29 protein-coding genes and 2 tRNA genes are annotated in these 22,319 nt (G+C 57.6%); 13 read left to right on the forward strand and 18 right to left on the reverse strand.

All coding sequences use genetic code 11. The features are described from left to right. From DBR18_RS05835 to DBR18_RS05900, 13 genes are all read right to left on the reverse strand, one after another. Nucleotides 1-1,184: phage major capsid protein (locus DBR18_RS05835; RefSeq protein ID WP_108589657.1), on the reverse strand; the 1,184-nt coding region annotated here is incomplete at its 3' end. A gap of 3 nt (nt 1,185-1,187) precedes the next feature. Next, on the reverse strand, nt 1,188-2,072 hold the full coding sequence (locus tag DBR18_RS05840) for a head maturation protease, ClpP-related (protein WP_108589614.1): 885 nt from the start codon (nt 2,070-2,072) through the stop codon (nt 1,188-1,190). Nucleotides 2,073-2,088: 16 nt separating this feature from the next. After that, nucleotides 2,089-3,513, reverse strand: a complete 1,425-nt coding sequence (locus DBR18_RS05845) for a phage portal protein (RefSeq protein ID WP_108589615.1) — start codon at nt 3,511-3,513, stop codon at nt 2,089-2,091. Next, complete coding sequence (locus tag DBR18_RS05850) at nt 3,513-5,273, reverse strand: terminase large subunit (protein ID WP_108589616.1); 1,761 nt, start codon at nt 5,271-5,273, stop codon at nt 3,513-3,515. The genes DBR18_RS05845 and DBR18_RS05850 overlap by 1 nt, the downstream gene beginning before the upstream one ends. Further along, on the reverse strand, nt 5,239-5,715 hold the full coding sequence (locus DBR18_RS05855) for a phage terminase small subunit P27 family (protein ID WP_177482344.1): 477 nt from the start codon (nt 5,713-5,715) through the stop codon (nt 5,239-5,241). The genes DBR18_RS05850 and DBR18_RS05855 overlap by 35 nt, the downstream gene beginning before the upstream one ends. Before the next feature lie 254 nt (nt 5,716-5,969). Then, on the reverse strand, nt 5,970-6,314 hold the full coding sequence (locus DBR18_RS05860; protein WP_108589618.1) for an HNH endonuclease: 345 nt from the start codon (nt 6,312-6,314) through the stop codon (nt 5,970-5,972). Next, the gene (locus DBR18_RS05865; protein WP_108589619.1) at nt 6,314-6,604 is read right to left on the reverse strand and encodes a phage holin family protein; all 291 of its coding nucleotides are present in this window, start codon (nt 6,602-6,604) and stop codon (nt 6,314-6,316) included. The genes DBR18_RS05860 and DBR18_RS05865 overlap by 1 nt, the downstream gene beginning before the upstream one ends. After that, on the reverse strand, nt 6,597-6,950 hold the full coding sequence (locus DBR18_RS05870) for a putative holin (protein WP_108589620.1): 354 nt from the start codon (nt 6,948-6,950) through the stop codon (nt 6,597-6,599). Before DBR18_RS05870 ends, DBR18_RS05865 begins: the two co-directional genes overlap by 8 nt. Nucleotides 6,951-7,207: 257 nt before the next feature. After that, nucleotides 7,208-7,696 carry a hypothetical protein gene (locus DBR18_RS05875; protein ID WP_108589621.1) on the reverse strand — a complete coding sequence of 163 codons (489 nt, stop codon included), beginning with the start codon at nt 7,694-7,696 and terminating at the stop codon, nt 7,208-7,210. A 328-nt stretch (nt 7,697-8,024) separates the two neighbouring features. Continuing rightward, nucleotides 8,025-10,739 carry a bifunctional DNA primase/polymerase gene (locus DBR18_RS05885; protein WP_108589623.1) on the reverse strand — a complete coding sequence of 905 codons (2,715 nt, stop codon included), beginning with the start codon at nt 10,737-10,739 and terminating at the stop codon, nt 8,025-8,027. Then, the gene (locus DBR18_RS05890; RefSeq protein ID WP_108589624.1) at nt 10,736-10,942 is read right to left on the reverse strand and encodes a TraR/DksA C4-type zinc finger protein; all 207 of its coding nucleotides are present in this window, start codon (nt 10,940-10,942) and stop codon (nt 10,736-10,738) included. Before DBR18_RS05890 ends, DBR18_RS05885 begins: the two co-directional genes overlap by 4 nt. Continuing rightward, nucleotides 10,935-11,423 carry a phage regulatory CII family protein gene (locus DBR18_RS05895; protein WP_108589625.1) on the reverse strand — a complete coding sequence of 163 codons (489 nt, stop codon included), beginning with the start codon at nt 11,421-11,423 and terminating at the stop codon, nt 10,935-10,937. Before DBR18_RS05895 ends, DBR18_RS05890 begins: the two co-directional genes overlap by 8 nt. Nucleotides 11,424-11,563: 140 nt before the next feature. Next, a complete protein-coding gene (locus DBR18_RS05900) occupies nt 11,564-11,794 on the reverse strand; it encodes a YdaS family helix-turn-helix protein (protein WP_108589626.1) in 231 nt (76 codons plus the stop codon). A 96-nt stretch (nt 11,795-11,890) separates the two neighbouring features. Here DBR18_RS05900 and DBR18_RS05905 point away from each other — a divergent pair, with 96 nt between their 5' ends. From DBR18_RS05905 to DBR18_RS05970, 13 genes are all read left to right on the forward strand, one after another. Further along, the gene (locus tag DBR18_RS05905) at nt 11,891-12,541 is read left to right on the forward strand and encodes a LexA family transcriptional regulator (RefSeq protein WP_108589627.1); all 651 of its coding nucleotides are present in this window, start codon (nt 11,891-11,893) and stop codon (nt 12,539-12,541) included. A gap of 353 nt (nt 12,542-12,894) precedes the next feature. Further along, entirely contained in the window at nt 12,895-13,161 is a 267-nt protein-coding gene (locus DBR18_RS05915) for a hypothetical protein (protein ID WP_146188738.1), read from the forward strand. Between the two features lie 10 nt (nt 13,162-13,171). Next, nucleotides 13,172-13,450, forward strand: coding sequence for a hypothetical protein (locus tag DBR18_RS05920; protein ID WP_108589630.1), 279 nt, complete (start codon nt 13,172-13,174; stop codon nt 13,448-13,450). Beyond that, nucleotides 13,447-13,830 carry a hypothetical protein gene (locus DBR18_RS05925; RefSeq protein ID WP_108589631.1) on the forward strand — a complete coding sequence of 128 codons (384 nt, stop codon included), beginning with the start codon at nt 13,447-13,449 and terminating at the stop codon, nt 13,828-13,830. Before DBR18_RS05920 ends, DBR18_RS05925 begins: the two co-directional genes overlap by 4 nt. Further along, on the forward strand, nt 13,827-14,069 hold the full coding sequence (locus DBR18_RS05930; protein ID WP_108589632.1) for a pyocin activator PrtN family protein: 243 nt from the start codon (nt 13,827-13,829) through the stop codon (nt 14,067-14,069). Before DBR18_RS05925 ends, DBR18_RS05930 begins: the two co-directional genes overlap by 4 nt. A 59-nt stretch (nt 14,070-14,128) precedes the next feature. Continuing rightward, entirely contained in the window at nt 14,129-14,470 is a 342-nt protein-coding gene (locus DBR18_RS05935; protein ID WP_108589633.1) for a hypothetical protein, read from the forward strand. Between the two features lie 33 nt (nt 14,471-14,503). Beyond that, complete coding sequence (locus DBR18_RS05940; protein WP_108589634.1) at nt 14,504-15,325, forward strand: YfdQ family protein; 822 nt, start codon at nt 14,504-14,506, stop codon at nt 15,323-15,325. A 69-nt stretch (nt 15,326-15,394) separates the two neighbouring features. Next, complete coding sequence (locus DBR18_RS05945; RefSeq protein WP_108589635.1) at nt 15,395-16,042, forward strand: hypothetical protein; 648 nt, start codon at nt 15,395-15,397, stop codon at nt 16,040-16,042. Then, on the forward strand, nt 16,039-16,581 hold the full coding sequence (locus tag DBR18_RS05950; protein WP_108589636.1) for a phosphohydrolase: 543 nt from the start codon (nt 16,039-16,041) through the stop codon (nt 16,579-16,581). Before DBR18_RS05945 ends, DBR18_RS05950 begins: the two co-directional genes overlap by 4 nt. After that, nucleotides 16,578-17,159, forward strand: a complete 582-nt coding sequence (locus DBR18_RS05955) for a hypothetical protein (RefSeq protein WP_108589658.1) — start codon at nt 16,578-16,580, stop codon at nt 17,157-17,159. Before DBR18_RS05950 ends, DBR18_RS05955 begins: the two co-directional genes overlap by 4 nt. Then, the gene (locus DBR18_RS05960; RefSeq protein ID WP_108589637.1) at nt 17,156-17,515 is read left to right on the forward strand and encodes a hypothetical protein; all 360 of its coding nucleotides are present in this window, start codon (nt 17,156-17,158) and stop codon (nt 17,513-17,515) included. The genes DBR18_RS05955 and DBR18_RS05960 overlap by 4 nt, the downstream gene beginning before the upstream one ends. Next, nucleotides 17,515-17,751 (forward strand): DUF4224 domain-containing protein, encoded by a 237-nt coding sequence (locus tag DBR18_RS05965; protein WP_108589659.1) that lies wholly within the window; start codon nt 17,515-17,517, stop codon nt 17,749-17,751. Before DBR18_RS05960 ends, DBR18_RS05965 begins: the two co-directional genes overlap by 1 nt. 2 nt (nt 17,752-17,753) lie before the next feature. Then, nucleotides 17,754-18,821 carry a tyrosine-type recombinase/integrase gene (locus tag DBR18_RS05970; RefSeq protein WP_108589638.1) on the forward strand — a complete coding sequence of 356 codons (1,068 nt, stop codon included), beginning with the start codon at nt 17,754-17,756 and terminating at the stop codon, nt 18,819-18,821. A gap of 56 nt (nt 18,822-18,877) precedes the next feature. On the opposite strand, the gene DBR18_RS05975 is transcribed toward DBR18_RS05970, so the two are convergent. From DBR18_RS05975 to uvrC, 5 genes are all read right to left on the reverse strand, one after another. After that, on the reverse strand, nt 18,878-19,687 hold the full coding sequence (locus DBR18_RS05975; protein ID WP_108589639.1) for a TIR domain-containing protein: 810 nt from the start codon (nt 19,685-19,687) through the stop codon (nt 18,878-18,880). Between the two features lie 192 nt (nt 19,688-19,879). Further along, nucleotides 19,880-19,953 (reverse strand) — tRNA-Cys (locus DBR18_RS05980). A gap of 45 nt (nt 19,954-19,998) precedes the next feature. Beyond that, nucleotides 19,999-20,074, reverse strand: a tRNA-Gly gene (locus DBR18_RS05985). 60 nt (nt 20,075-20,134) lie between these two features. Next, nucleotides 20,135-20,695, reverse strand: a complete 561-nt coding sequence (pgsA, locus tag DBR18_RS05990; protein WP_108589640.1) for a CDP-diacylglycerol--glycerol-3-phosphate 3-phosphatidyltransferase — start codon at nt 20,693-20,695, stop codon at nt 20,135-20,137. 32 nt (nt 20,696-20,727) lie between these two features. After that, nucleotides 20,728-22,319: excinuclease ABC subunit UvrC (gene uvrC / locus DBR18_RS05995; RefSeq protein ID WP_256588566.1), on the reverse strand; the 1,592-nt coding region annotated here is incomplete at its 5' end.

Genomic DNA, 22,319 nt, shown 5'->3' on the forward strand with positions numbered 1-22,319 from the left:
CCATAGACGAACGCTTCCGGACGTTTTACTGCAAGCGCTGCTCGCTCTTCGCAACGGATCGAGATCAGGTTCTTTTCGAAGTCGTCGGCGTTTTCCGTGCTGATCACGACGTTTGCATCTTCGCGGTCGAATAGCTGCGCTCCGGTCTGGAAGGCACCCGTCAGGAACTTGCCCTCAAAGCCGATGGCCTCAGTTGCGACTACGGGCAGCCCCCAAAGAACGGGTCCGGAGAGACCCAGCGGGTTTGCCAGGATGTAACGACCCAAGGTGTCCTTGGTCAGTTCAATCTTGGCCCAGTCCAGGTAGTGCAAAACGTGACCGCTCGATGGCAGACGCGCGAGTTGACACTGCAGCATCGCCAGGCGCAGATCATCGATACCCGACTGATGCTCTACTTCGAACGCAGGATCGAATACCGAGGCTTGCGGAACAATGCCGTGCAGATGCACGCCGGTGCCATCGCCGAACAGAATTTCCTGTTCTTCGGCGTATTTCAGCCCATAGAGCATTTCGATATCGATGGTCGAACCGAGCTGAGCAAAGTCCTCGAGGATCTGCTTTGACGCCTTGAACATATGGGCAATAGTGGAGACTGCAGTCAGCTTTGGAGTGAACACGATGTTGGAGTATGGCTTTGCCGTGCCTTCGGCGACCACCTTCGCTGCGTTAGTAAAGCCGGTTTGTTGGACCCAGAAAATGGCCGGCGAGGTCGTGCGACCAGGTGCAATCAGGTCGCGAATGAACAAACGCTGCTTCGGAAGTGAGTCAATGCCTGGAATGCGTTGCGGCTCGATAATACCGGCCGGTACATCACCAGACAGCAACGCGGCATGAACTGGAATACTCAGTCGCTTGTTGCCCTCGATGCTGGCAGCGAATGATTTGAGCGCTTCGCTTTTGATGACGGTGCCGCCGAGGCTGTCGCGGGTCTGCGGCGCCGAGTGGGATGGCAGACGCGCAAACTCCTGCTCCAACTCGCCCAGCTTGGCCTTGAGTTGCTTTTCAGCTTCCATCAGCGAGTTGTGTTTGGTGGCCAGTTCGTCTACGGCTGCCTTGGTCTCAGCGGACAAGACGCCGGCTTTTTTCGCTTCACCCAAGGCATCTTCTGCCTTTTTACTGAATTCGCTGCTGGCCTTCGCCAGTTCTGCGGAAACGTTCTTAAGTAGTTCGGCTGTATCGGACATGTATCAAACTCCAGGTACTGTTGAGGCTGCTGCTTTGAACTGGGCAAGTGCCCGTTCGAGGTCAGCGATGGCGTCGGCCGGAATGGCCTGGGGGTCGGTAGCGTCACGCGTACCGTGATCAGCAGCGCCTGGCTTGCCGGTCTTGATGTCTTGGATCAGCGAACGCCGCTCACTGCGCGGCATCCCTTGTTTTGCAAGGATGACGTCCAGCCGGCGCGCCGCTATCTGTTGCGGGCTGCCAGCCTTGGCCTCTTGTTTGGTGGCATCGGACGGCAGCAGTTGGTCCGCAAAGCCTTCTTCGATCGCCACTGACCCAGCCATCCACGTTTCGGCGTCCATAAGGCGCTGCATGTCTTGGATGGGGTCACCGGTCCGGACGGAGTAAATATCGGCCAAGGCCGTATCGATTTGCTCCAGAAAATCAGCGACCTCACGGATCTCATTGCGGTTACCGCCAACGATGGTCCAGGCGTTATGGATCATCAGGAAGCCCGCACGGGCAATTTGGATGTCATCCCCCGCCATTGCGATAAATGACGCGGCCGACGCTGCAAGGCCCAGGATGCGAACCGTTACCTTGCCCTTGTGCTCGCGGAGCAGGTTGTAGATCGCGAGCCCTTCGAACACGTCCCCTCCCGGAGAGTTGATATTGACGATGACGTCAGCGCCGCTCATGGAGCGTAGTGCCGCGCTGATGCGCTTGGCTGTTACCCCTTCCCCTGTCCAGTAGTCGTAGCCGATGGGATCGTAGATCGAGATGGTGTTGTCTTCATCGGCAGCGGCCCGAATTTCGGGGTTCCAGCGATCGAGCGCCAACGGCGACATATCGCACGAAACGTCCGAGCGCGGCCGAGCCGCCGGCGCGGCCGGAAGCGATTTAATAGTCATGGAAACTCCGAAGGTGTCAGGCGGCCTTGTTCAGCCGGTCGATAGAGATCAATGCGTGAGCCATAACCGTGCCGTCCGGATCCCCCTCCTGCAGCGCCTTCGCTGCTTCGGCGTATGCCTGACGGATCGTTGCTTGGTCACCGGTGTCGTTGGCGGCCATCAGGTCCTGCATGAACTTGGCCGCTTTCGCGGAAAGCCCTCCGTTTTGCCCCAACCACTCCAGCGATACCATCGCCCCTTGCACGGTGTAGACCTCACCACCAGGTATCGGCGGCATGTTCTCTTTGCGCCGGACCTCATTGCGGTTCATCCACCCATGATCCAGAGCACTGTTGTAGTACGCCGACCGGCCCGCGCTATCTGCTCTCAACAACCCTTCAACCGAGAACTCTACGAAGAACTCTTCGGAGTCCAGGTCGCCGATGAGACACCGAGAGATCTCTTGCTCGATGTTGACCAGCAAAGGACGCAGGCAGTTGGTTAGGAAGTGCAGGTTCTGCACTTCGGTGCTCGCCGCCCAACTGCTCTGTTTGTCCATGTGGCCCACCATGAATGGCGGTACCTGGAACCAACGACAAATTTCCTCGACGTTGAAAGAGCGCGTTTCGAGCATCTGCGCGGCTTCAGGGTTCATGGTGATCCCTTGATACTTCAGGCCAGCTTCCAACACCATCGTTTTACCTGCGTTGGTCGAACTGCTGAACGCAGCCAAACTAGCCCGCAACAACTCGCGCTGCTTATCTGTGAGAGTCCCCGAGCCCTGCGCGCCATTGGCACTATCAACGGTCAGGAATCCCGAAGCCTGCAAGCCATTGGCGAACACCTTGGCAGCGGCCTCCTCGGCCGACATCGCAGCGCCAATGATGTCACGGCCAGTTGTAATGGGCAGCATCCCGCAAACGCCGTCCAGGCCAAAGCCGCGAATGTGCACCAGCGACTTTTCAGGAATATCGCGCCGCACACCATTCTCCGTATAGGTGTATTCCAAGCGGCCGTTGCTGGCTCGCTCCACCTTCATGTACTGGGGCAGCAGCGGTACCAGCGAGATGATGCGGTCCCCGATCATCTTCTTTTCTATGAAGGCATTGCCACGCAAGCAGATGCTGGCCACGACCATCAGCATAAAACGTTGCGGCGTCATCTCGATATTCGGGGCGCGGCACAGCACCCGATACAGCGGGTGGTCAGTGGCTGGCTGCCGAGAACCATCGGGCATCCGCTTGTACAGCTTGAGGGGCAAAGTCGAGACCGACTCCGACAACAACCGCACACAGGCCCACACCGTGGATAAGCGCAGCGAACTATCTACAGTCACCGACTTGCCGCTGCTGGAGGTACCGAACCATTCCTGCCAGAACGCAGCGTTGTTCAACCCGATCGGCACGCCCAGCCACTGCTGGAGGGCGGCACGAACTCGCCCGGTCTTTTTCTCGCGTGCCATTAAAGTCCCACCATTATCGGATTATCGAAGAAGCCGTCGCGGTCACCAGCAAAGACAGGCTGCAGATCTGCCGCACCAATGGCCATCGCCAGCGCCACAACGCCGTCGATTCGCCCAGTACTTCGGCGCTTGGCAAATATTCGATTGTCTTTTTGGTCCGCATCCAGCACCGCGCTGGCCGCGTTCCACCGCAACACAGGGTTGGTTTTTATTGTGATGCTCTGCTCGGTGAGCAGTGTTTCTGTCAGCTCGATTGAGCGCGGCATCCACAGCCCGGTTTCTTTTGAAACCGTGTAACCCTGGCCGTGAGGCAACAGCGGCACCTCAATGCCTTGAGCTTCGAGCTCGGGCGTGAAGTACTTGATACGGTACGGGTCAAACGCAATGCCTTGAATGCTGTACCGAACAGCGAGTTCGCCGACCACGCTGGCGACAGCTGCGTAATCGACGGCCATGCCAGGTGGTGCACTCAAAAATCCGCCGCGCACCCATGCGTCGTAAGGTACGCGGTCGACCCGCGCCCGATCGAGCAAGCTGTCCTTTGGGGTCCAGAAAAACGCGATCGCCTTTTTCAGTCGAGGGAAGTACAGCACCAATGCTGTGAGGTCGCGTGTACCGGAAAGGTCGAGTCCGCCATAACACGGCTCACCTTCAGGTATCTCATCGAGGTCAAAATCATCCTCACAAGCCATCCAGATATTGGCGGCCAACCATGGGTTTGCAGCGTCCACCCATTCGCAGAAATTGAGGCGGCGCACGCTCGATTCTTTGGAAGGCATGCCGCGGGCTTCGGTGACCTGCTCGCGCAAGTACTTGAGTCCAGGAACCCCACCGTTTGAATCACCCGGGCGACCGAATGCCAAGCTCGGGTTCGATTTGTACCAGCATCCCTCATCCTTGATCGGGTCGTCACCGGGATCGAGCGAACAGATGAAAGCGAAAAAGCTGTCGTCCTGCTTGTCGCCTTTGCACAGCGCAATGCCATACTCGTGATACTCGTAACAAATGGTTGTGCGGTCATGCCCGCTGTTGGTGATCATCACGATGAGCGCTTGCCGGCGGCTCTTGGTGCCGGCCCGCATCATGTCCACCACCATCCGGGTTTTGTGTTCGTGAATCTCGTCCAGCAGCGCGACGTGTGGACGTGGACCCGACTGGCCGTCGTCCGCACTGATCGGTCGGAAGAAACTTCCCGATGCCGGGTGCGCCAGGTTCCATACCTTCTCACCACGACCGGATTGCTCAATCCGTTCGGCGAGCAATTCGGACTGATCGACCATTGCCACGGCATCACGAAACAGGATCATCGCCTGGTCTTTCTTTGTCGCTGCCGCATATACCTCGGCCCGCGCCTCGCCATCGGAGGTCATGCCCAGCAGGCCAATGCCGGCCGCGAGTGGAGACTTGCCCGACCCCTTGCCAGTTTCGACGTAGGCAGTACGAAAGCGGCGGTACCCGTCGGCAGCTTTCCACCCGAACAACGAGCCAATAACGAAGGCCTGCCACGGGTTAAGTATGAAGGGCTCACCTTCGTACTCGCCACCGTTGAGGCACAGCACGTCCTCGTAGTAACCAATGGCGCGCTGGGCTGCTGCAAGATCCCAGCGCAGGCCGCGAGCTGGACCTTGCTTCAGATCATTCAGATGGCGCTGGCACGCGTTGCGAACATCGGGGCCGGCGATGATGCGGCGCGCAAGAACCTCCACAGCAAACCATGTGGCTCTATCAGAAGTAGGTGTCGGCGATGCGTTTGTGTTCATTGGGGAACAGGTCTCCCTGGGGCGCCGCAGGCTTCAGCGATCGGCGCGCCATTGGTGAGAACCCAAACTTACCGCCGGCATCGTTGGCTCGGCGCTCGGCGTCGTTGCGCAGCTTGCGCCAGATCGAAAGATCCTGGGCACCGGTGCGATAGGTCTGCACATCCCCGCGCGTTGAGGCAGAGAGGCTTTCATTCAATTCCTGGATCTTCAAGGTCCAGCGGCGATAGTCGGATACCGCCTCGCAGTACTGAGCCATAACCTGCATATCCATCTTGGATATCAGGCCCAACGTAACCAAGTCGGGCACCACCCGCTCCCACTCGCGCTGCGCGTCATCGTCGAGCCAGTCAGGCATTGGCGGCGCTTCAACCGGCATCACCGGTTGGCTTTGTTCGCGCAACAAGTCGGCGCGGTTCTTCTTGCTGGGGTTTCCATTGATCAAGTGGACGACAGCCGGCTTCCCGGGTCGCCCGGAGTTCTCGTTTCCGGCCATTTCAAACCTCAGATTTCACGTACACACGCCAAACATACCGAAGGGGTCCCCCCCCATTTTTCCCGCTTTTGCACAGAAACCGGGGCGTGGGGTCAGGAAGGAAAAAGGTGCAGACTTTTTGACCCACCCCCCTTACGGGGGTGGGGGAGTGACGTGCCGCACCGCGCCTGTGCATTTTCGGGGTACTGACGTGCCGCATCGGCTCAGCTGATCGACCAATGATGACCCGGGTCGAGGGGAATGCCCTGCTCGCTGCACCCGATCTCATGCCCCCGTTTCTCGACGCGCTGCTTGGTTGAGTCGTGATGAACCTTGCAGAGGGCTTGCCAGTTACCTTGATCCCAGAACAACTTTTGGGCCTTCGAGATGGCGGCCTTATTGCCTGACTTAAGGGCTTTCTTCAAGCCGTGCCGGACCTTGTGATCGACAACGCGAGAGGCGGCGACGAGCCCCTGTGACTCACACATCACACACAGCGGATGCTTCAACAAATACTCGGACCGAGCCTTTTCCCATCGACTGTTGTAGACCCTCGGTTCATTAGCCATCACCCCATCTTCCAAACACGGGCCAAGTTGCCATTGCTCTGGCACACCGACCCAACAAACACCGCCAGCAGGATCACTAGCGGCCAAGAGTTATGTGGCATCACGAGCTGCCCCTTGCCGATGTACACCACCGCAGATCCAGCCGCGACCATCACCACCCAAGCAAGGCAACTCATGCTTCGACGGAAACGCGCACCGCGCCGACGGAATGTGAACAACCGAACGAACAACGCCACGCACAACCAGAACGTGGCCTGCGTGAGAACTTGCGGCATCAGTTGACTATCCATCCTGCCTCCCTTGCGGTTCAGCAACGAGGCCGCGTCTCTTGATGACGGCGAGCGCGACGGTAACGACCACAACCGAGGCGCCAAACGCCGCCGGCCCGGTGTACTTGAAAGGCCTGGTGCCGAACAACTCAACCTCGGCCATGCCAGGGGCGAACATGTAACCCATCACGAAAGACACCAGCAGGAACAGAACCCGTTTCCAGACCGGCAATTCCTCAGTGGTGGTGAAGAACACCAGAGAACCAGCCAGCGCACCGATTACCGCGAGCATATCCACGCCCGCCAGCAGTCCAGTAGCTGCCAGTCCCACACCACCGGCCACGACAACAGTTGCCGGCTCGCTCATGCTGATTCTCCTTGCAGACACCCCAACGGGCCGAAATTAAAAAACCCGCCGAAGCGGGTTTGGGTGACCGGCTCAAGGAAGGCCGGGTAAAGCTGCACAGCACGTGCGAGGTCAGCGCCGAGGCGCAAATTGCATATCGTGTGGACTTTTTACCCGCCTCCGGAAAAACCGAAAAGGGGTGATTTTCGGTAGGTCAGCAAACGACACGAACGCAACCGCAATGTGACCACAATGCGACAAAGCGGCCCGACGAATGGTCACCACGATCTGACCCGCGCAACCATCGACGCTCGCAATAGATCGGTCTCTGGCGACTTCACACGCCGATTACGTGCGCGACCCGGTGCACTCCGAACGGTCAGTATCACCAAGACCTGCTGATGCAAAGCGTGAACCCAGTTGCGATACGTCCGATCGGCATTGTCACCGAGACCAAGAATCGGCAACTGAGACCGAACCGACAGCGCAGGTCGAGGCAAATACCGATTGCGAGCCAGCTTCGCCAGCAACGCGCCCTTCTCCGACTGCCGCTCAAGCTGCGCCAGCGCCGCGGCGACTTCCTGCGCGGCGTGGTCCATACCGCCACCAGCCGCCATCATCAGGTCGCGCGATCCCGGCGTACCGCGAGGGGCAGAGCCGCCCCACTCCATGATCGTCGCCATCGGGCTACCGAGACCTCCACCGTCACCCACCTGGTTGAACTGATTACCCCAATGCTGCATGAGTTCTTCGACTTCCTCGATCATCGCCCTTCCCCCCAAAAAATCGAACCCAACACAAAAAACCAGCAACCCAACACAAACCCAACACAAATAAATCCCTTTAAATTCAGGTAAATAATGAAATTTGAGTTAAGTGTGTTGGGTTTGTTGAGTTTCTCTGCCCTCGCATGGAGTTTTTTTGTCTGGTGGTTCAACCAATCGAAAAACATCACGCAGGCGCGTGCGCGAAGCAAAACCCAACACACCCCACACAAAGCCCGGAAAGCCTCGAACTTAAAGGCCTCAAACTGTGCGGGGTCTCGAAAACAAACCCAACACGCACCCCACACACCCGACACACTTTTATGTGTATTCATGCCGCAGCCGCCTTGATGTGTTCCCAGTTATCGACGTTCCAGCCCGCCAGCCGCGCTTTAGCCCGCCAGTCACTGACGACGGCCCCCAGGTCCGCCGCTTTCAGGGATGGGGCGCGGGAAGGTTCCAGATCAGTGGGAAAGAAAAACGCCCCGAATCGCCTGTTGTTGCCATCCGTCCACGGTATCGAGCGCGACTTGTCCAGCTCTGAACTGAGGAACAACGCGAACTTCGTGTGGCTCATCGCGTGCTCCTTGTTGCGCTGGCACCACTCCAAGAACAACGCGAACACGTCACTTGAGAGGCAGACGCCCCATAGATCCCGCCCCAGCTCGCCGTACTTCCACAAATGAAGGAACGTTTGCCAGCCTGCCCGGCTCAGTGCAACAAGCCGCTCCCGCGCTTCTGTCTTCGGCGGACGTGTTCGCTGATCAAAGTCACCGAGGTCGAGCGACAGCAACCAACCATGCAGCGCCGCGACACCACCATTCTTCAGCTCATGTCCGATCGCCTTTTGCCGATCGGGCGGCAACGTCTCATTGGGCCACATCACCAACATGCGCCGATCGCTCTCACTGATGGGCCACGGCAGGATCTCATTGCTCAAGAACACCGCGTTCATGTGGTTGGACTCTTCCCAGCCGTTGATGAACTTCGATTCCATCCGCACGGTCTTGCCAGTGATCAAATGCTTGATCTTGCCCACCTGGTTGTATCGCTGATCCCGACTGACAACCTCTTCGAACACCGCCCAGAGCTTGCGGCTTTGCCAGGCGTTGAAGTTGCTTTCCAGCTGTGTCTGACCCACCGTAGCCGCGTACTGGCCGTAAAGCATGCCCAGCGCATCGGCAAACAGCAGGCTTTTACCCGAGCCTTCCATGATCGAGTGCATCAACACTGCCGTATCCATCTTCGCGCCAAGGTGTTGGAGCGGATAAGCCAGCCAACGGGTCAACCACCACGCCGCGTCTTCGTCACCATTACAAAGGAACTTGATCAACCATCGTAGGTTCGCGCAGGCGTCATCATCACGAACAGGCTCAAGCGGCAAACCATCAAACGTGTTGATATAGACGCTCGGGTCTTTGGTCATGGTCGGGTCGAAGACAATGTGATCAACATCCACCACACGGCGCTCGGCGCTGTTCAGCCAGAGCGGGTAAGTGTCGCCCAGCGCCATCTTCACAGCACCTTCAGCGATACGGCGCTTTTTCTCCCTGTCCCACACATCCTTCGTCCCATCGATGTACACATAGCGCTCTGTCGGCGACATCCCGAACGCGCCGCCCTTCTTCCCGGCCATACGCCGCGCCTGCTCGATCTCGCTGACGTGATCACCCGAAATCAGTTTTCGGTGCTCGGTGTCTTCCAGCCACTGCTTCGCCATCGGCTTGCCGACACGCGCCTCGAAAGCAGACTTCTTCATAACCTTGGACTGGTCCAGATCCCAGATGTGGGTCGTCCCATCCACCAACGCGTACCGCCGCAGCACCTGGTCAATGGTCAAGGCTGCCGGTTCATCAGCGCCCCCCGCGCCCCCTTCAGGATCCGGAGCGGCCTCGCTGGGCTGTGCGCCGCTGTAGTTCGGCTCGCTCATGTCATCGGATGGGGTCGGGGGAAGATCGTGCGGATCCGGCCGGGAAGCATGCTGCATCCCCAACAACTGCGCCGCGGCTTTCACCGCGCGCGACTGATCGCCGGAATGCTCCAGCAGGCAAAACACCTCAAAGGCGTCATTCTGATGACCGTTGGCCAACGGATCGGCGCCGTGGTGCGAATACACCTTGCCTTCACTGACCGTGACACCCGGTAAGCCCGTACTGCTCTGCGGGTACAGCCATTTGCTGCCGCGCTTGATGTAGCCATGAGCGCGCAACAGCTCCTCGACGTCATGACACCGGTTGAACTCATCGATCACCGATGGCGGCTTTCCCGCCGCCGGTAGCGGTCGCTTGATGACCTTCGCCGGCGGTTTCTTCGGTTTCGACGCCCACGGACATGCCGCTTCGGCATCCCGCTTGAAGATGTCCCAATTTTGCCAGATGCTCAGCAGCTCATTCGTAAGCGTCGGCAGGCCATCAGTCGCATTTGGCGGGGTGCGCCAGGTGTAAGGTTTTCCGGTACCGGGATGGATCGACGGCGGAAAAACGTCCTGCACCAGGCCCGCACGTAGCTCGAACACAGTAAACCGCTTGTAGTCTTCCGACTCGGCTTTTGCCTCGGCCTCACCAGCAACATCGCCCAGCTCTTTCGCCGCCTTGGCCTTCGCCATCAGCCCCTTCCAGATCGAACCATCCGGGTCTTTTTCATTCGGCCACGAAAGCGAATGACGGGCCAGCTCAACGCCGTCCGGCAACTTGAACAACACGCGAAACCGCAACGGGTTGCCAACGATGGTCGGGTAAACCACGGCCATGGCGTCGAGGTCGAGACCCAGCAGCTCATATAGGACGTGGCGGGTCCACTGGACATCATCGACGTCCAGCGAACAGACACGACTTGGCCCAAGCACTACGCCCAGATTGTGGTTGGGGTTACGCTGCCAGAATGCTTCAGCGGCGGCAGCGTCGGTGATGTAACCGCCCGGCTTGTTCCAGCCCAGACCCTTCGGGGCTTTTTCACCGGGTTCGATTGAGACAAGGGCAAGGCCGAAGGTGTCGATGTAGCGTTTTGCCCAGTTGGAAATGGCTATTCCCTTGGCCGGCTCAGTCATCGCCGAGCCTCCCGCAACTCCTGACAGCACACGCAGGTTTCGCAACCCTCGCTCGCCTGCTGTCGAAGTAACGGGATGGGTTCGTCGCAATCCTCGCAGAACTGCGCACTCACGCGGTTTGATACCACGCGGCGATTACGATGAAGGGCAACGTCAAGCAGGTATTGCGCCTGGTCGTTGGCGCGATCGATATCATCAGCCATTGTCCTGCCCCTCCATGGCCTGCCGGGCGCCGGCCATGATACCCAGAACCGCTTGGATGACATCGATACCGTATTTGTCCAGGGTCGCGACTTCGTGCGGCTCCCAGACGTTGTCGGCAGCACCGGCGTGCATGCTTGAAACGAACTCGCCTGTTCTTTCCAGCAGCTTGCCGACAGACTTCAGCGCCTCGGATGTCGCAGGTACCGGCGTCGGCTTGTACCAGACAGCGCCCGCAGGACGCACCAGCGCGTCGAGCAATGCAGCGTTTTGCGTCAGCCGAATGACATCTTCCAGTTCATCCGGAGTCAGCCAGCGGCGCTCTTCATTAAGCTTGAGCTTCTTCTGCAGCTCGTCGTAGTCCATGAGCATGTCATGGGCCAACGTAGTGATGCCGCCTCGATAATCGCGCCCGGCACGGTAAAGCGCCTCACGCAAAGAAAGAACCGGGCCAGCGCCCGGGAGGAGATCTGTGCGACTCATAACCGTAAATACCCCGTTTACGGCCTAGCCATCAGATGGGACACGCCCTATCCTACGACCACGACCGATGTGCATGTGCTGTGTATCGTCGTAGCCGGGCTGGGGGATTCTTTGGTGAGAGGCCCCAGTCCGGCACCCTTTTAAGCTGCCTTTTTTGAACCGCGCAGGTACGCCCAATCAATGTCTGGACGGAGCTGTTCGCAGGTAACCTTCCCCTGCGTTTCACGCTCAATGGATACGGCCAAACCACCGCTTGCGCGCCGATTGCCATACGCAACTTGCTTGAGCTGGCCCGCCGTCGTATCACAGCGCTTCGCTAGCCCATCTAATGCCGCCTTATCGAGACCTTTTATGTATGCATGCAAGCTCATGTGCACCTCCGTTTCGCAAAAAGATAGCAGCCGCTAACGCCAATAACAATAGCGGTTTGCAATTTACAAAATGCTAAACGCTTTTAATATGCATAAATGAATATCAGCCAGCTCCGCATCGCCGCCCTCCGCGAACTGATCGGCGATCTCAAAACCAAAGAGTTCGCCGATCGGTACAACCTCGACCCCTCCTATCTTTCACAATTGCTGAATGGTCATAGACCATTGGGCGATAAGGCCGCAAAGAACCTTGAAGATAAGATCGGCCTTACTGGCGGAACTCTGTTGATGCCCGCGCGTGCAGCCCAGGACGGTTTGACGCCCGGCACAGAACCTGGCTCAGGCCTGATCAATTCATTCCGGCGGGCTCCCATGCAAGGAGTCGCGCAATTGAACAAAGAAGGAATGTGGGACGAGCTGGCACCCGTCGCTGGCTGGGTAGATGTCCCGACGTCAGACCCTTCTGTCTACTCAATACGGGTAAAAGGAGACGCACTGGCACCCGCGATTCGCAACGGATGGGTGGTCTGGTGCGAACCGCGGCACGACTTGGTGCCGGGCGAATTTGTAGTAGTAACGCGCACCAGCGGTGAAACCATGATCAAAGAGCTGCTGTATTCGAATGACAATGAAGTAAGTCTGATGTCGATCAATGACACGTATGGTCGCCTGACCATACCTCGCGACGAAATCGTGACAATTCATTACGTCGGCGGCATCGTTCCTCCGAGTCAAATCAAAGGTTAAACACGACCTCCCGCCGAAAACGCCGCTTACCTGAATGGTAACGCGGCGTTTTTTTTAGCCGTATATGCATTACGAAAAAATAAATTAGCGTTCGCTATTGTCTTAATCCTTAGCCGTTGCTAACGTTCGCTCGTACACCTCTCACCAAGAGTACGAGCCATGCATACGACACAGCACAGCAACACCCGCTGCCCGGTGTATCTACACCCCGCAGCGTGCACCAGCCCAGCAGCAGTCGAGGCGATTCAAAAGCACACCGGTCTGCTGGTAATAGTCACCCCCGGCGCTCGCTTGGCATCTGCGAAAGCGGTGACTGCTGCGACCGACTCGGGCCCGTTCGGGGGTGACGCGGCATGAGTGCCTATTCCCTTCCTCTCGCAAGACAAGAGCTCCTGCATCACATGCTGCAGGTCGGCGGTGATGCTACCTGCGATCTGATCCGCCCCGAGCAGACCATGCGCGCAGAGTTTTCTGTCGAGCAGACTCCTACCCTCACGATCGTCGAGGTCAACGTTGCAGGCCGCAAGGACAGCATCAAGCTGCGCCGCAATGATCGAGCGAATCACCTGCACCTGCGTGACTTCATCCATGAAGTCGCCAATCGCCAAGCTCAGGGCTGAGGCCGCCGCCATGACGAACCGCACCCTGGACGAAACCGCCGCACTGCTCGGACTCAAGCCCCGCGCCTTCCGCACCAGGTTGCGCGAGCTGGGCATTCTGAACAGCAGCGGCGATCTTGCCAGCCGGTACCGCGACCGCGGCTATCTGTTCTCCGATCCGCGCATCACGTTGATTCCACCTCACCACAAGCCACGGCATTACGCGGTGGTGATGGTGAAAGAGGACGGCGTCGATTGGCTGGCCAAAAAGCTGGGAATCACCATCACCAAAAAGGACGCCGCCGCATGAGCATCAACTACATCAATGCCCATATGCAGGCGCTGGGCAGCCTTCGATTGATTCCGATCTATCTGAACAGCCCCGGCATCGTCAGCCGAGCGCTGTTAGTTGGCGCAGCAAGCGAAGCTGAGCAGTTGCTCAGCAGCGTTCCCATGCGCGTACTCGAACTGGCCGACGTATTCCGCTGCGTCAACAACGTGATCCGCGAAGGCCAGACCGCCTACGTCACCCCGACCAACTCGCCGGAGTATCCATTCGGCGCCGTGGTTGCGGACGAAAACGGCAACGTCTGCGCGGCTGCCATGGGCAAAAGCAAGGAAGGTCTCGCCGAGATGATCCGCCTGAAGTTGCTGCCCCCAACAGAGGGGCACGGGGAGAAAGCAGCGTGAGCACCACCATCGACCAACTGCGTAAAGAATGGCCGACGCCCTGCCCGACATTATCCGCAGTCAGGCAGCGCTACTTCTCGCACATCACCAGCGATCGCTACCTATTGCGGCGCATCAGCGCCGGACGCATCGCACTGAAGGTGACACGCCTCGGCGGATCAGCCAAAGGCACCGCCGTCGTTTACCTGCACGACTTGGCTGCCTACCTCGATGCTCAAGCGACGAAGCAAGCGGCCTGATTCAACGGTGGCACCTGCCGTTCAGGCGCAAACAACACACACTCAATGAGGCACAGCACATGAGCAAAGCACGCCCCTTCATCGACACGTTACGGGACATCGAGGCCGGTGGCCTGCTCGATGAACTGAGCAAGGCCCAGTTCCAATTGATCGACGCCATTCGCCTGTCTGGCAAAGCCGGCAAGCTGGTGATCGAGCTGAACTACAAGCCCGACGGTCGTGGCCAGATGAATATCAAGGCCGATGTGAAGGTGAAAGAACCCGCGCTGTCGCGTGGTACTTCCCTGTTCTTCCTCACACCAGAAGGCAACCTCACCCGTCGCGATCCGCGACAGCAGGACCTGGCACTTCGCCCTGTCGAGGAAGACACCGCCGCTCCACTGCGCCACGTCGCGCCGTAACGATCACTCACCGAAGAAACTGGAGCACACCCAATGCAAGAAGCCATCAACCACTTGGTCACGCTCGCCCAATCACTGGGCAAGCCACAAGACCATCCCGCACTACCGGCGCCGTTCGCGCTCGTACCTGACGGCACCCAGATCAAGGATCTTGAAGGACTGCTGGCAGCACCGAGCCGGATCCGCCAAGCCGTGAAGGTGCTGGATGCTGACACGTTCATCGCCTACATCAACCGCTACGCCACCCCGGCGACAGTTGTGTTCTGCGACGGCCCGGAAGGTCGAACCTTCAAGGGCGTTCTCGACTACCACCAGCCTGACCAACCTTCGTGGGGGCAGCACGTGGCCATCTATCAGTGCCCGATCAGCATTGAGTGGGGCCGCTGGAAAACTTCCGATCGCAAGAAGATGGATCAAGCGACGTTCGCCGAGTTTTTCGAGGACAACATCCGCGACATCACCGTTCCTGAAGGCATACCACATGCACCATCTGCTGCGGACATGCTCGAAATCAGCCGCACCCTCGAAGCCAAGAAGAACATCAGCTTTCGCCAGGGCACGCGCCTCGATAACGGACAGGTTCAACTGACCTACAACGAGCAGATCGACGGACAGGCCGGCGAAACCGGACAGCTCAAGATTCCAGAGCAGTTCTACATCGGCGTCAAACCGTTCCTCGGCGGTGATGCGTTCTGCGTGCCGGTTCGATTCCGCTACCGCATTCAAGAAAGCCGGCTGGTGATGTGGTTCGAACTGGTGCGCCCGGACAAGGTTCTGGAAGAGGCATACACCACCGTCCGCGCCAAGATCCAAGAGTCGATCAACACCGTACCGATGTACGAAGCAACCATCTAACTATTGCAACACCCCGCCGCCGGCCTCTCACCAAGAATCCCGGCGGCGGGCTCTACCGGAGCACAGCACATGCACGCACAGAACACGATCATCTTCATCGGAATGGCCTTTGGCTTGTCCCTGCTGGGTTATTACATCCGCAAGCTCATCCTTCGGGCACTGGATCGCAGCTACGACGCCGGGCTCAAAGAACGCAACGGCTTGCACAGCCAACGGATCGCCGCGCTCAACACCGATCTGACCACCATCACGCAGCTACGCAACCGCGAGGCCCAACAACTGGCCGACCTGCGCGCACAGATGCAAAGCATTAAGGCAACGCCCTTCACAGCGACCGATTATCGCGACCTGACGGAGATCACCCAGTTTCTGGCGCTGGCACTCCAGACGTGGAAGGCACTGAAAGGTACCGAGGCCAGCCAAGCGAGAACTGAACAACTGATCAAGGCTTCCCGGGCCTTGGCCTACCGCGTCTTCCACGCTGTCGAGACGGCAGGAAACCTCAACACGCAGCCGCTCGACACCCAGCTTATCGAATGGCTGGACAAGCACGGCACCTTCAGCGCCGAGCCGGAACTGAGTTCAATCAGCTTCCCTCACGACGCCGATACTGAGGGCTACGCCCACCTACGGGACGCCCTGCGCGAAGCCTATGAGTTGGATATGAAACGTCAGGCCATCGAACTGGGCCAACTGTCAACGGAGGACGCAGCATGAGCTGGATACTCACCCACAGCGGTCGCCAGTTCGACCTGGTAAACCCAACCGCCGCCATGATCTCCCCGCTCGACATAGCACAAGCACTGTCGAACCTGTGCCGCTTCAACGGCCACACCCGCACGCATTACAGCGTGGCCCAGCACAGCATGCTGGTGTCGAGCCTTGTTCCGGACCAGCACAAACTGGTCGCCCTACTGCACGACGCGACCGAAGCCTACATAGGCGACATGACGCGACCGCTGAAGGCGATCATGCCAGGCTTCCGCATCGCCGAAGAAATTATCTGGCACGCCATCTGCGATCGCTTCAATCTCGATCCAGTGCTGCCCGAATGCGTGGTGCGCGCCGACCTGGTAGCGCTGGCCACCGAACGCCGCGACCTGATGCCCAACCACCCCGCCGAATGGGAATGCCTGCGCGGCGTCCCGCCGATGCCCGAAACCATCACGCCACAATCCGCACCAGAGGCGTACATGCAGTACTTCAGCCTTCTGATGGAGCTGATGCAGGGTGATCATCGGAGGGCATGCGCATGATCATTGACGATGTAATGACCGATAAAATCACCCTGCACGGCTTAGGCTTCGTGCAGGTTCAGCTGCAGGGAAATCAACGGATGCACGTTTGGCATCCTGAGCTGCCGCGCCGGGCTTGCTTCGAGCATTCGGCGATCCACAACCATCGCTTCGACTTCGAGTCGCGGGTTCTGGTCGGCACGCAAATCAATATCCCGTTTGCGGCTTTCCCCGCGGCATCTGCCTGTTTTATCAAGGAGACCCACGAGCTCTATCTGCATGAGGGTGCGAGAACGCCACGTGGTGGCCGCCCATGGACGCCGAATGGTCGCGTGGAGATGCGAGAGCTTTACAACCACGCGGTATCCGCCGGATCGACCTATTACATGAAGGCATACGACTTCCATCGCACCGAGCCCGGCGGCGATGGGAAGGTGGCGACAATCCTGAAGAAGAGGTGGGAAGGGACAAAGGGCGCGCAGTCCAGTTGCGTGATCGGCATCGAACCTGACACTTATTTCGACCGTTTTCAATGGTCGCCGATCCGACTCTGGGAAGTCGTTGCCGATGTGTTGCTTGGCCAGAAGGTGGCGGCATGAATGAGGCAAATCACAACGAGATACTTGCAGAGTCGGCGGCCCGCTATCTCCGAAATATTGGAGCGGAGAACTACGCAGGCGTTGTTTTCACTATCGAATTTGATACCGGCGCTGAGCAGATTGAGGTGCTGGTAACAACGCAAAAAGTCGGAGCACCCACCCCTCACGATTTAAGAATAAAAGCTGAAAACCAACGCGACACGTTGCTCGTCCAGCTTAACGAAGCCAACGAATTGCTCAAGAAATTAGCCGATATCGACTTCAACCAGGACTTCGACCGCGACTACTGGCAATACCTGTTAGGCGAAGTGAGTCTACAACTGGCCGCTACTGGCGGTCCGACGGAGGCAAGATGATGGAATTCCAGAGTGAAACCCTCACCGACGAAGAGCTGGCCACAATCACCGGCTACAAAATCCCGTCCTGCCAACGCCAGTGGCTGACGAACAACCACTGGGAGTACGTTGTAACCGGCGCTCAGCGTCCAGTTGTAGGCCGGGTTTATGCCCGGCTGAAACTTGCGGGGGTCAAGCCAACGGCAAACAATGCCGTGGCCGAGACCTGGACTCTCGACCTAGCACGCGTAGGCTGAAGATGCGACAGAAGAAAACAGCCAATCGTGATCTGCCCCCCCGGATGATCCGGCGCACACGCAAAAGAAAAGGCGGTACGACCTGGACGGGTTACTACTACAACGGCAGGGACGCGGACGGCAACCGCGTCGAGATCCCGCTCGGAGGCGACCTCGACGAAGCCAAGATCGAATGGGCGCGGCTCGACCGCAAGGCGACACCTAAACCGGCCCACTTGATGGGCCGGCTTTTCGACGACTACGAGAAAAAGGTGATCCCCACCCTCAAGCCAGGCACTCAGAGCGATTATCTGAAGGGACTGAAACAACTTCGGAATGCTTTCGAGCTAGCCCCGATCGAAGCCATGGCACCACAGGTGATCGCCCAGTATCGAGACGCCCGCAGCGCAAAGGTACGCGCGAACCGGGAAATTGCCCTGCTTTCAACCATGTTCACTTTTGCCCGAGAGTGGGGACTGACTGACAAGGCCAACCCTTGCTTCGGTCTTCGCCGCAACAAGGAGACGCCTCGGGACTTCTATGCCGGCGATATCATCTGGAATGCAGTATACGAGCAAGCCGGGCAAGATCTCAGGGACGCAATGGATCTGGCATATCTGACCGGCCAACGCCCTGCCGATGTGCTCAAGGCATCCACCACCGATCTCAATCATGGCTTCCTAATGGTTGGCCAGGGCAAGACGGAAAAGCGCCTGAGAATCCGACTCTACGACGGTGACAAAGAAACAGATCTCTGCGTTTTCATCAATGGCCTACTCGATCGCCGAGCCCAAGCTGGCACCAGAACATCGATCCTAATCACAAACCAGACAGGTCTGCGCATGAGCTACAACATGTTACGTAACCGATGGGACGAGGCCCGGAATAAGGCAGCAACGAAGGCAGCAATTGACGGTGACAGTGAGCTAGCCACTACAATTCGGAAGTTTCAATTCAGAGACATCAGACCGAAAGCTGGTAGCGAAATCGAGGATATTAAGGAAGCAAGTCGATTGCTTGGACACTCAACGGAAGATATGACGAAGAAAGTCTATCGAAGAGTTGGGGAAATAGTTAAGCCCACAAAGTAAATCATAAACGAGGGGGTGTAGTGAAACTTCAAAGGCTTCACTACAACTCACTACTATTATTTTACCTTTCGAGCTAGACCGGGATCCAGAGTAATTTCCCACTCCCTTGGACGGCCTTTCTTTATTATCTCCATAGTTTCGCTAGGTGAAAGGCCAAAAGCAACTCCCGCAGCTTTCAGATCAATTGTAGAATAATTAGGCGACTTGGCCATTTCTTGAAGTTGGACGACCGGATTGATTGCCCCGACGTCAATCAACGTATCATGATGCGTTGGCATCCTGCTTTCAAGCTCACGCACCCTGCCCGCTAACATTCTAGTGTTGGACAGTATCTCCGCTAGAATACTGTCTCCCGTACGCGGTGCTACGTCAGCCTCTTCGGGAGTCGCAGCTAGCGCCTCAGCAAATGATGCCTCAAACTGGGGCCAGTAAGTTTCGAATACTTGTTTTAGAATTCGCTCATCCAATCTTGCCGCTTCTAGACATGAATTAAGTGATGAGATCAGCCCCCACATAGATGAGCGCTCAGGAGTTGTATGATTGAACTGAGCTAAAGGATCCTCGATATCAGATGGAGAAAGATCAATTAGAAACGTGCACACTCTATTAGTGCTAAGTCCCTTCGCCAGCGCGCCAGTCTCAAAGAGAATCCATGGTTTGTTTTTATTCTCTTGAGTAAGGCAGACAATGCCAGCAGCCGTCTCACGGAGTTGATCTGATATTTCGGAAAACCAGATAGCTCCCTTATCTATATCACGTGTAGAGATCCACGGCTGCGAAGCTTGCAGCACGCATTTGATCCAGTCGCTGAGTAACTCTGCTACGGCCTTACTACGCGGGCCCGACCAGCTTACGAAGACCTTCATTCCTCAATCCTTGACAGATATTTCGATATAGCAATATGACATACATCCCTAGAGAAAAGCACGTCACATGAACCTGCATACCGCTCTGCATTCGCTCAATTGCGGAACACCTGTCAAAAATTGCGGAACACCCCACTTTCTCACAGGCAAGAAAAAACCCCGTAGATCATTGATCTACGGGGTTTTTAATAGTGGAGGCCGAGGTCGGAATCGAACCGGCGTAGGTGGATTTGCAATCCACTGCATAACCATTTTGCTACTCGGCCTCAAACGATTGCTGTTTAGTAGCACAACAACAACCGCGTACAAACTGGAGCGGGAAACGAGACTCGAACTCGCGACCCCGACCTTGGCAAGGTCGTGCTCTACCAACTGAGCTATTCCCGCTTGGTGTGGCGCATTCTATAGAATTAAGAAGCCCCGTCAACCCCTTGATTCAAAAAAGTTTTATTTCTTTTCAACGTCAGTCTTCAGATGTGGCCAGGCGGCACGCAAGTACTGCACCATCGACCACAAAGTCAGCCCGGCAGAGATCATCAGTAAGCTGTAACCCACAAGCACCCAGAAACTGAAGTCACGCGGGTTAGCCAACAGGATGACCAACGCCAGCATTTGCGCTGCGGTTTTCCACTTGCCGAGGTTGGAGACTGCCACATGAGCTCGGGCACCGAGTTCGGCCATCCATTCACGCAGCGCCGAAACGACGATCTCACGACCGATGATGACTGCAGCAGGCAAGGTCAGCCACAGATTACCGTGTTCCTGCACGAGGAGCACGAGCGCCACCGCTACCATCAACTTGTCGGCAACGGGATCGAGAAATGCCCCGAATGGTGTGCTTTGTTCCAGACGACGAGCAAGATAGCCATCGAGCCAGTCAGTAGCCGCCGCAAAGGCAAATACTGACGCCGAAGCCATATAACTCCACTGATACGGCAGATAAAACAGCAAAATGAAGATCGGGATGAGCAGGACGCGGAGAACGGTAATCAGATTAGGGATATTCATCGGCACAACTGGCTACGAGGTGAGTTGGCATTCTACTCGCTATGCAGGTTTGCATAAATCGACTCTGCGAGCTTTTTACTGATCCCCGGTGCTTTGGCGATCTCTTCGATGCTTGCACGAGACAGCTCCTGCAATCCACCAAAATGTTTCAACAAATCCCGACGCCGGGTCGGCCCGACACCCGCAACCCCTTCCAGCGTTGAGGTGCGGCGGGTCTTGCCGCGCCGTGCGCGGTGCCCGGTAATTGCGAACCGGTGGGCTTCGTCACGAATCTGCTGGATCAGGTGCAGCGCCGGTGAGTCACCACGCAAAGTGAATTCGTGAGCGGCATCATTAAGATACAAAGTTTCGAAACCTGCCTTGCGTGTTGCCCCCTTGGCCACACCCAGCAGGATCAGATCCGGCACCGCCAGTTCGTTCAGCACATCACGGGCCATCGACAGCTGACCTTTACCGCCGTCCACCAACAGGATGTCGGGCAGCTTGCCCTCCCCATCCTTCAGTTTGCTGAAGCGCCGGGTCAACGCCTGATGCATGGCGGCGTAGTCATCGCCCGCCGTGACGCCCTCGATGTTGTAACGACGATAGTCAGACTTGATCGCGCCTTCCGGACCGAATACGACACAGGACGCGACGGTCGCCTCGCCGCTGGAGTGACTGATGTCATAGCATTCCAGACGCTGCGGTGGCTCATCCAGGTTCAACACTTCGGCGAGCGCATCGAATCGCGCAGCGGTGTGTTGGCGATTGGCCAGGCGCGCGCCCAGCGCCTGTTCGGCATTGGTGACCGCCAACTGCTGCCAGCGTGCCCGCGTGCCACGCACCCGATGACTGATGGACAGTTCACGCCCGCGCAGTTCGTGGATGGCATCGACAAGAGCGGTGGCATCTTCTGGAACTACGTTGACGATCAACTCACTGGGCAGGTCGCGTTCCGGGCTGCTGATGAAGTATTGGCCAAGAAATGCGGCCATGACTTCGGCGACATCCTCTTCAATGCCAACCTGCGGGAAGAAGTTCTTGCTGCCCAGCACTCGCCCGCCACGCACGCTGATCAGATGAACGCAGGCACCGCCCGGATTGACGAAGGCTGCGATGACATCGATGTCGCCAGTGCCGCCCTCCATGCTTTGCTGATCCTGAACCCGACGCAGCAAGGCAATCTGGTCACGCAACTCGGCAGCGCGCTCGAATTCAAGATTGACCGCTGCCTCCTCCATCGCCGTAGAGAGTTCATTGGTCAGTGCATGACTGCGACCTTCAAGAAACATCACCGAGTGTCGAACATCTTCGGCATAGACCTCAGGCTCGACCAGACCGACACAAGGTGCCTTGCAGCGTTTGATCTGATATTGCAGACATGGGCGCGTGCGATTCTTGTAGTAACTGTCTTCGCACTGGCGAACGAAAAAGGTCTTTTGCAGCAGGCTGAGGCTTTCGCGGATGGCCCCGGCGCTCGGGTACGGACCGAAATACTTGCCTTTGGCCTTCTTCGCGCCACGGTGGATGCTCAGGCGCGGAAATTGTCCGTCAGACAGAAACACGTAGGGGTAGGACTTATCGTCGCGCAACAGAATGTTGTACGGCGGCCGCCACTCCTTGATCAGCGTCTGCTCAAGCAGCA

Origin of the sequence: Pseudomonas sp. HMWF021 (assembly GCF_003061005.1) — a bacterium.
Taxonomy (GTDB): Bacteria; Pseudomonadota; Gammaproteobacteria; order Pseudomonadales; family Pseudomonadaceae; genus Aquipseudomonas.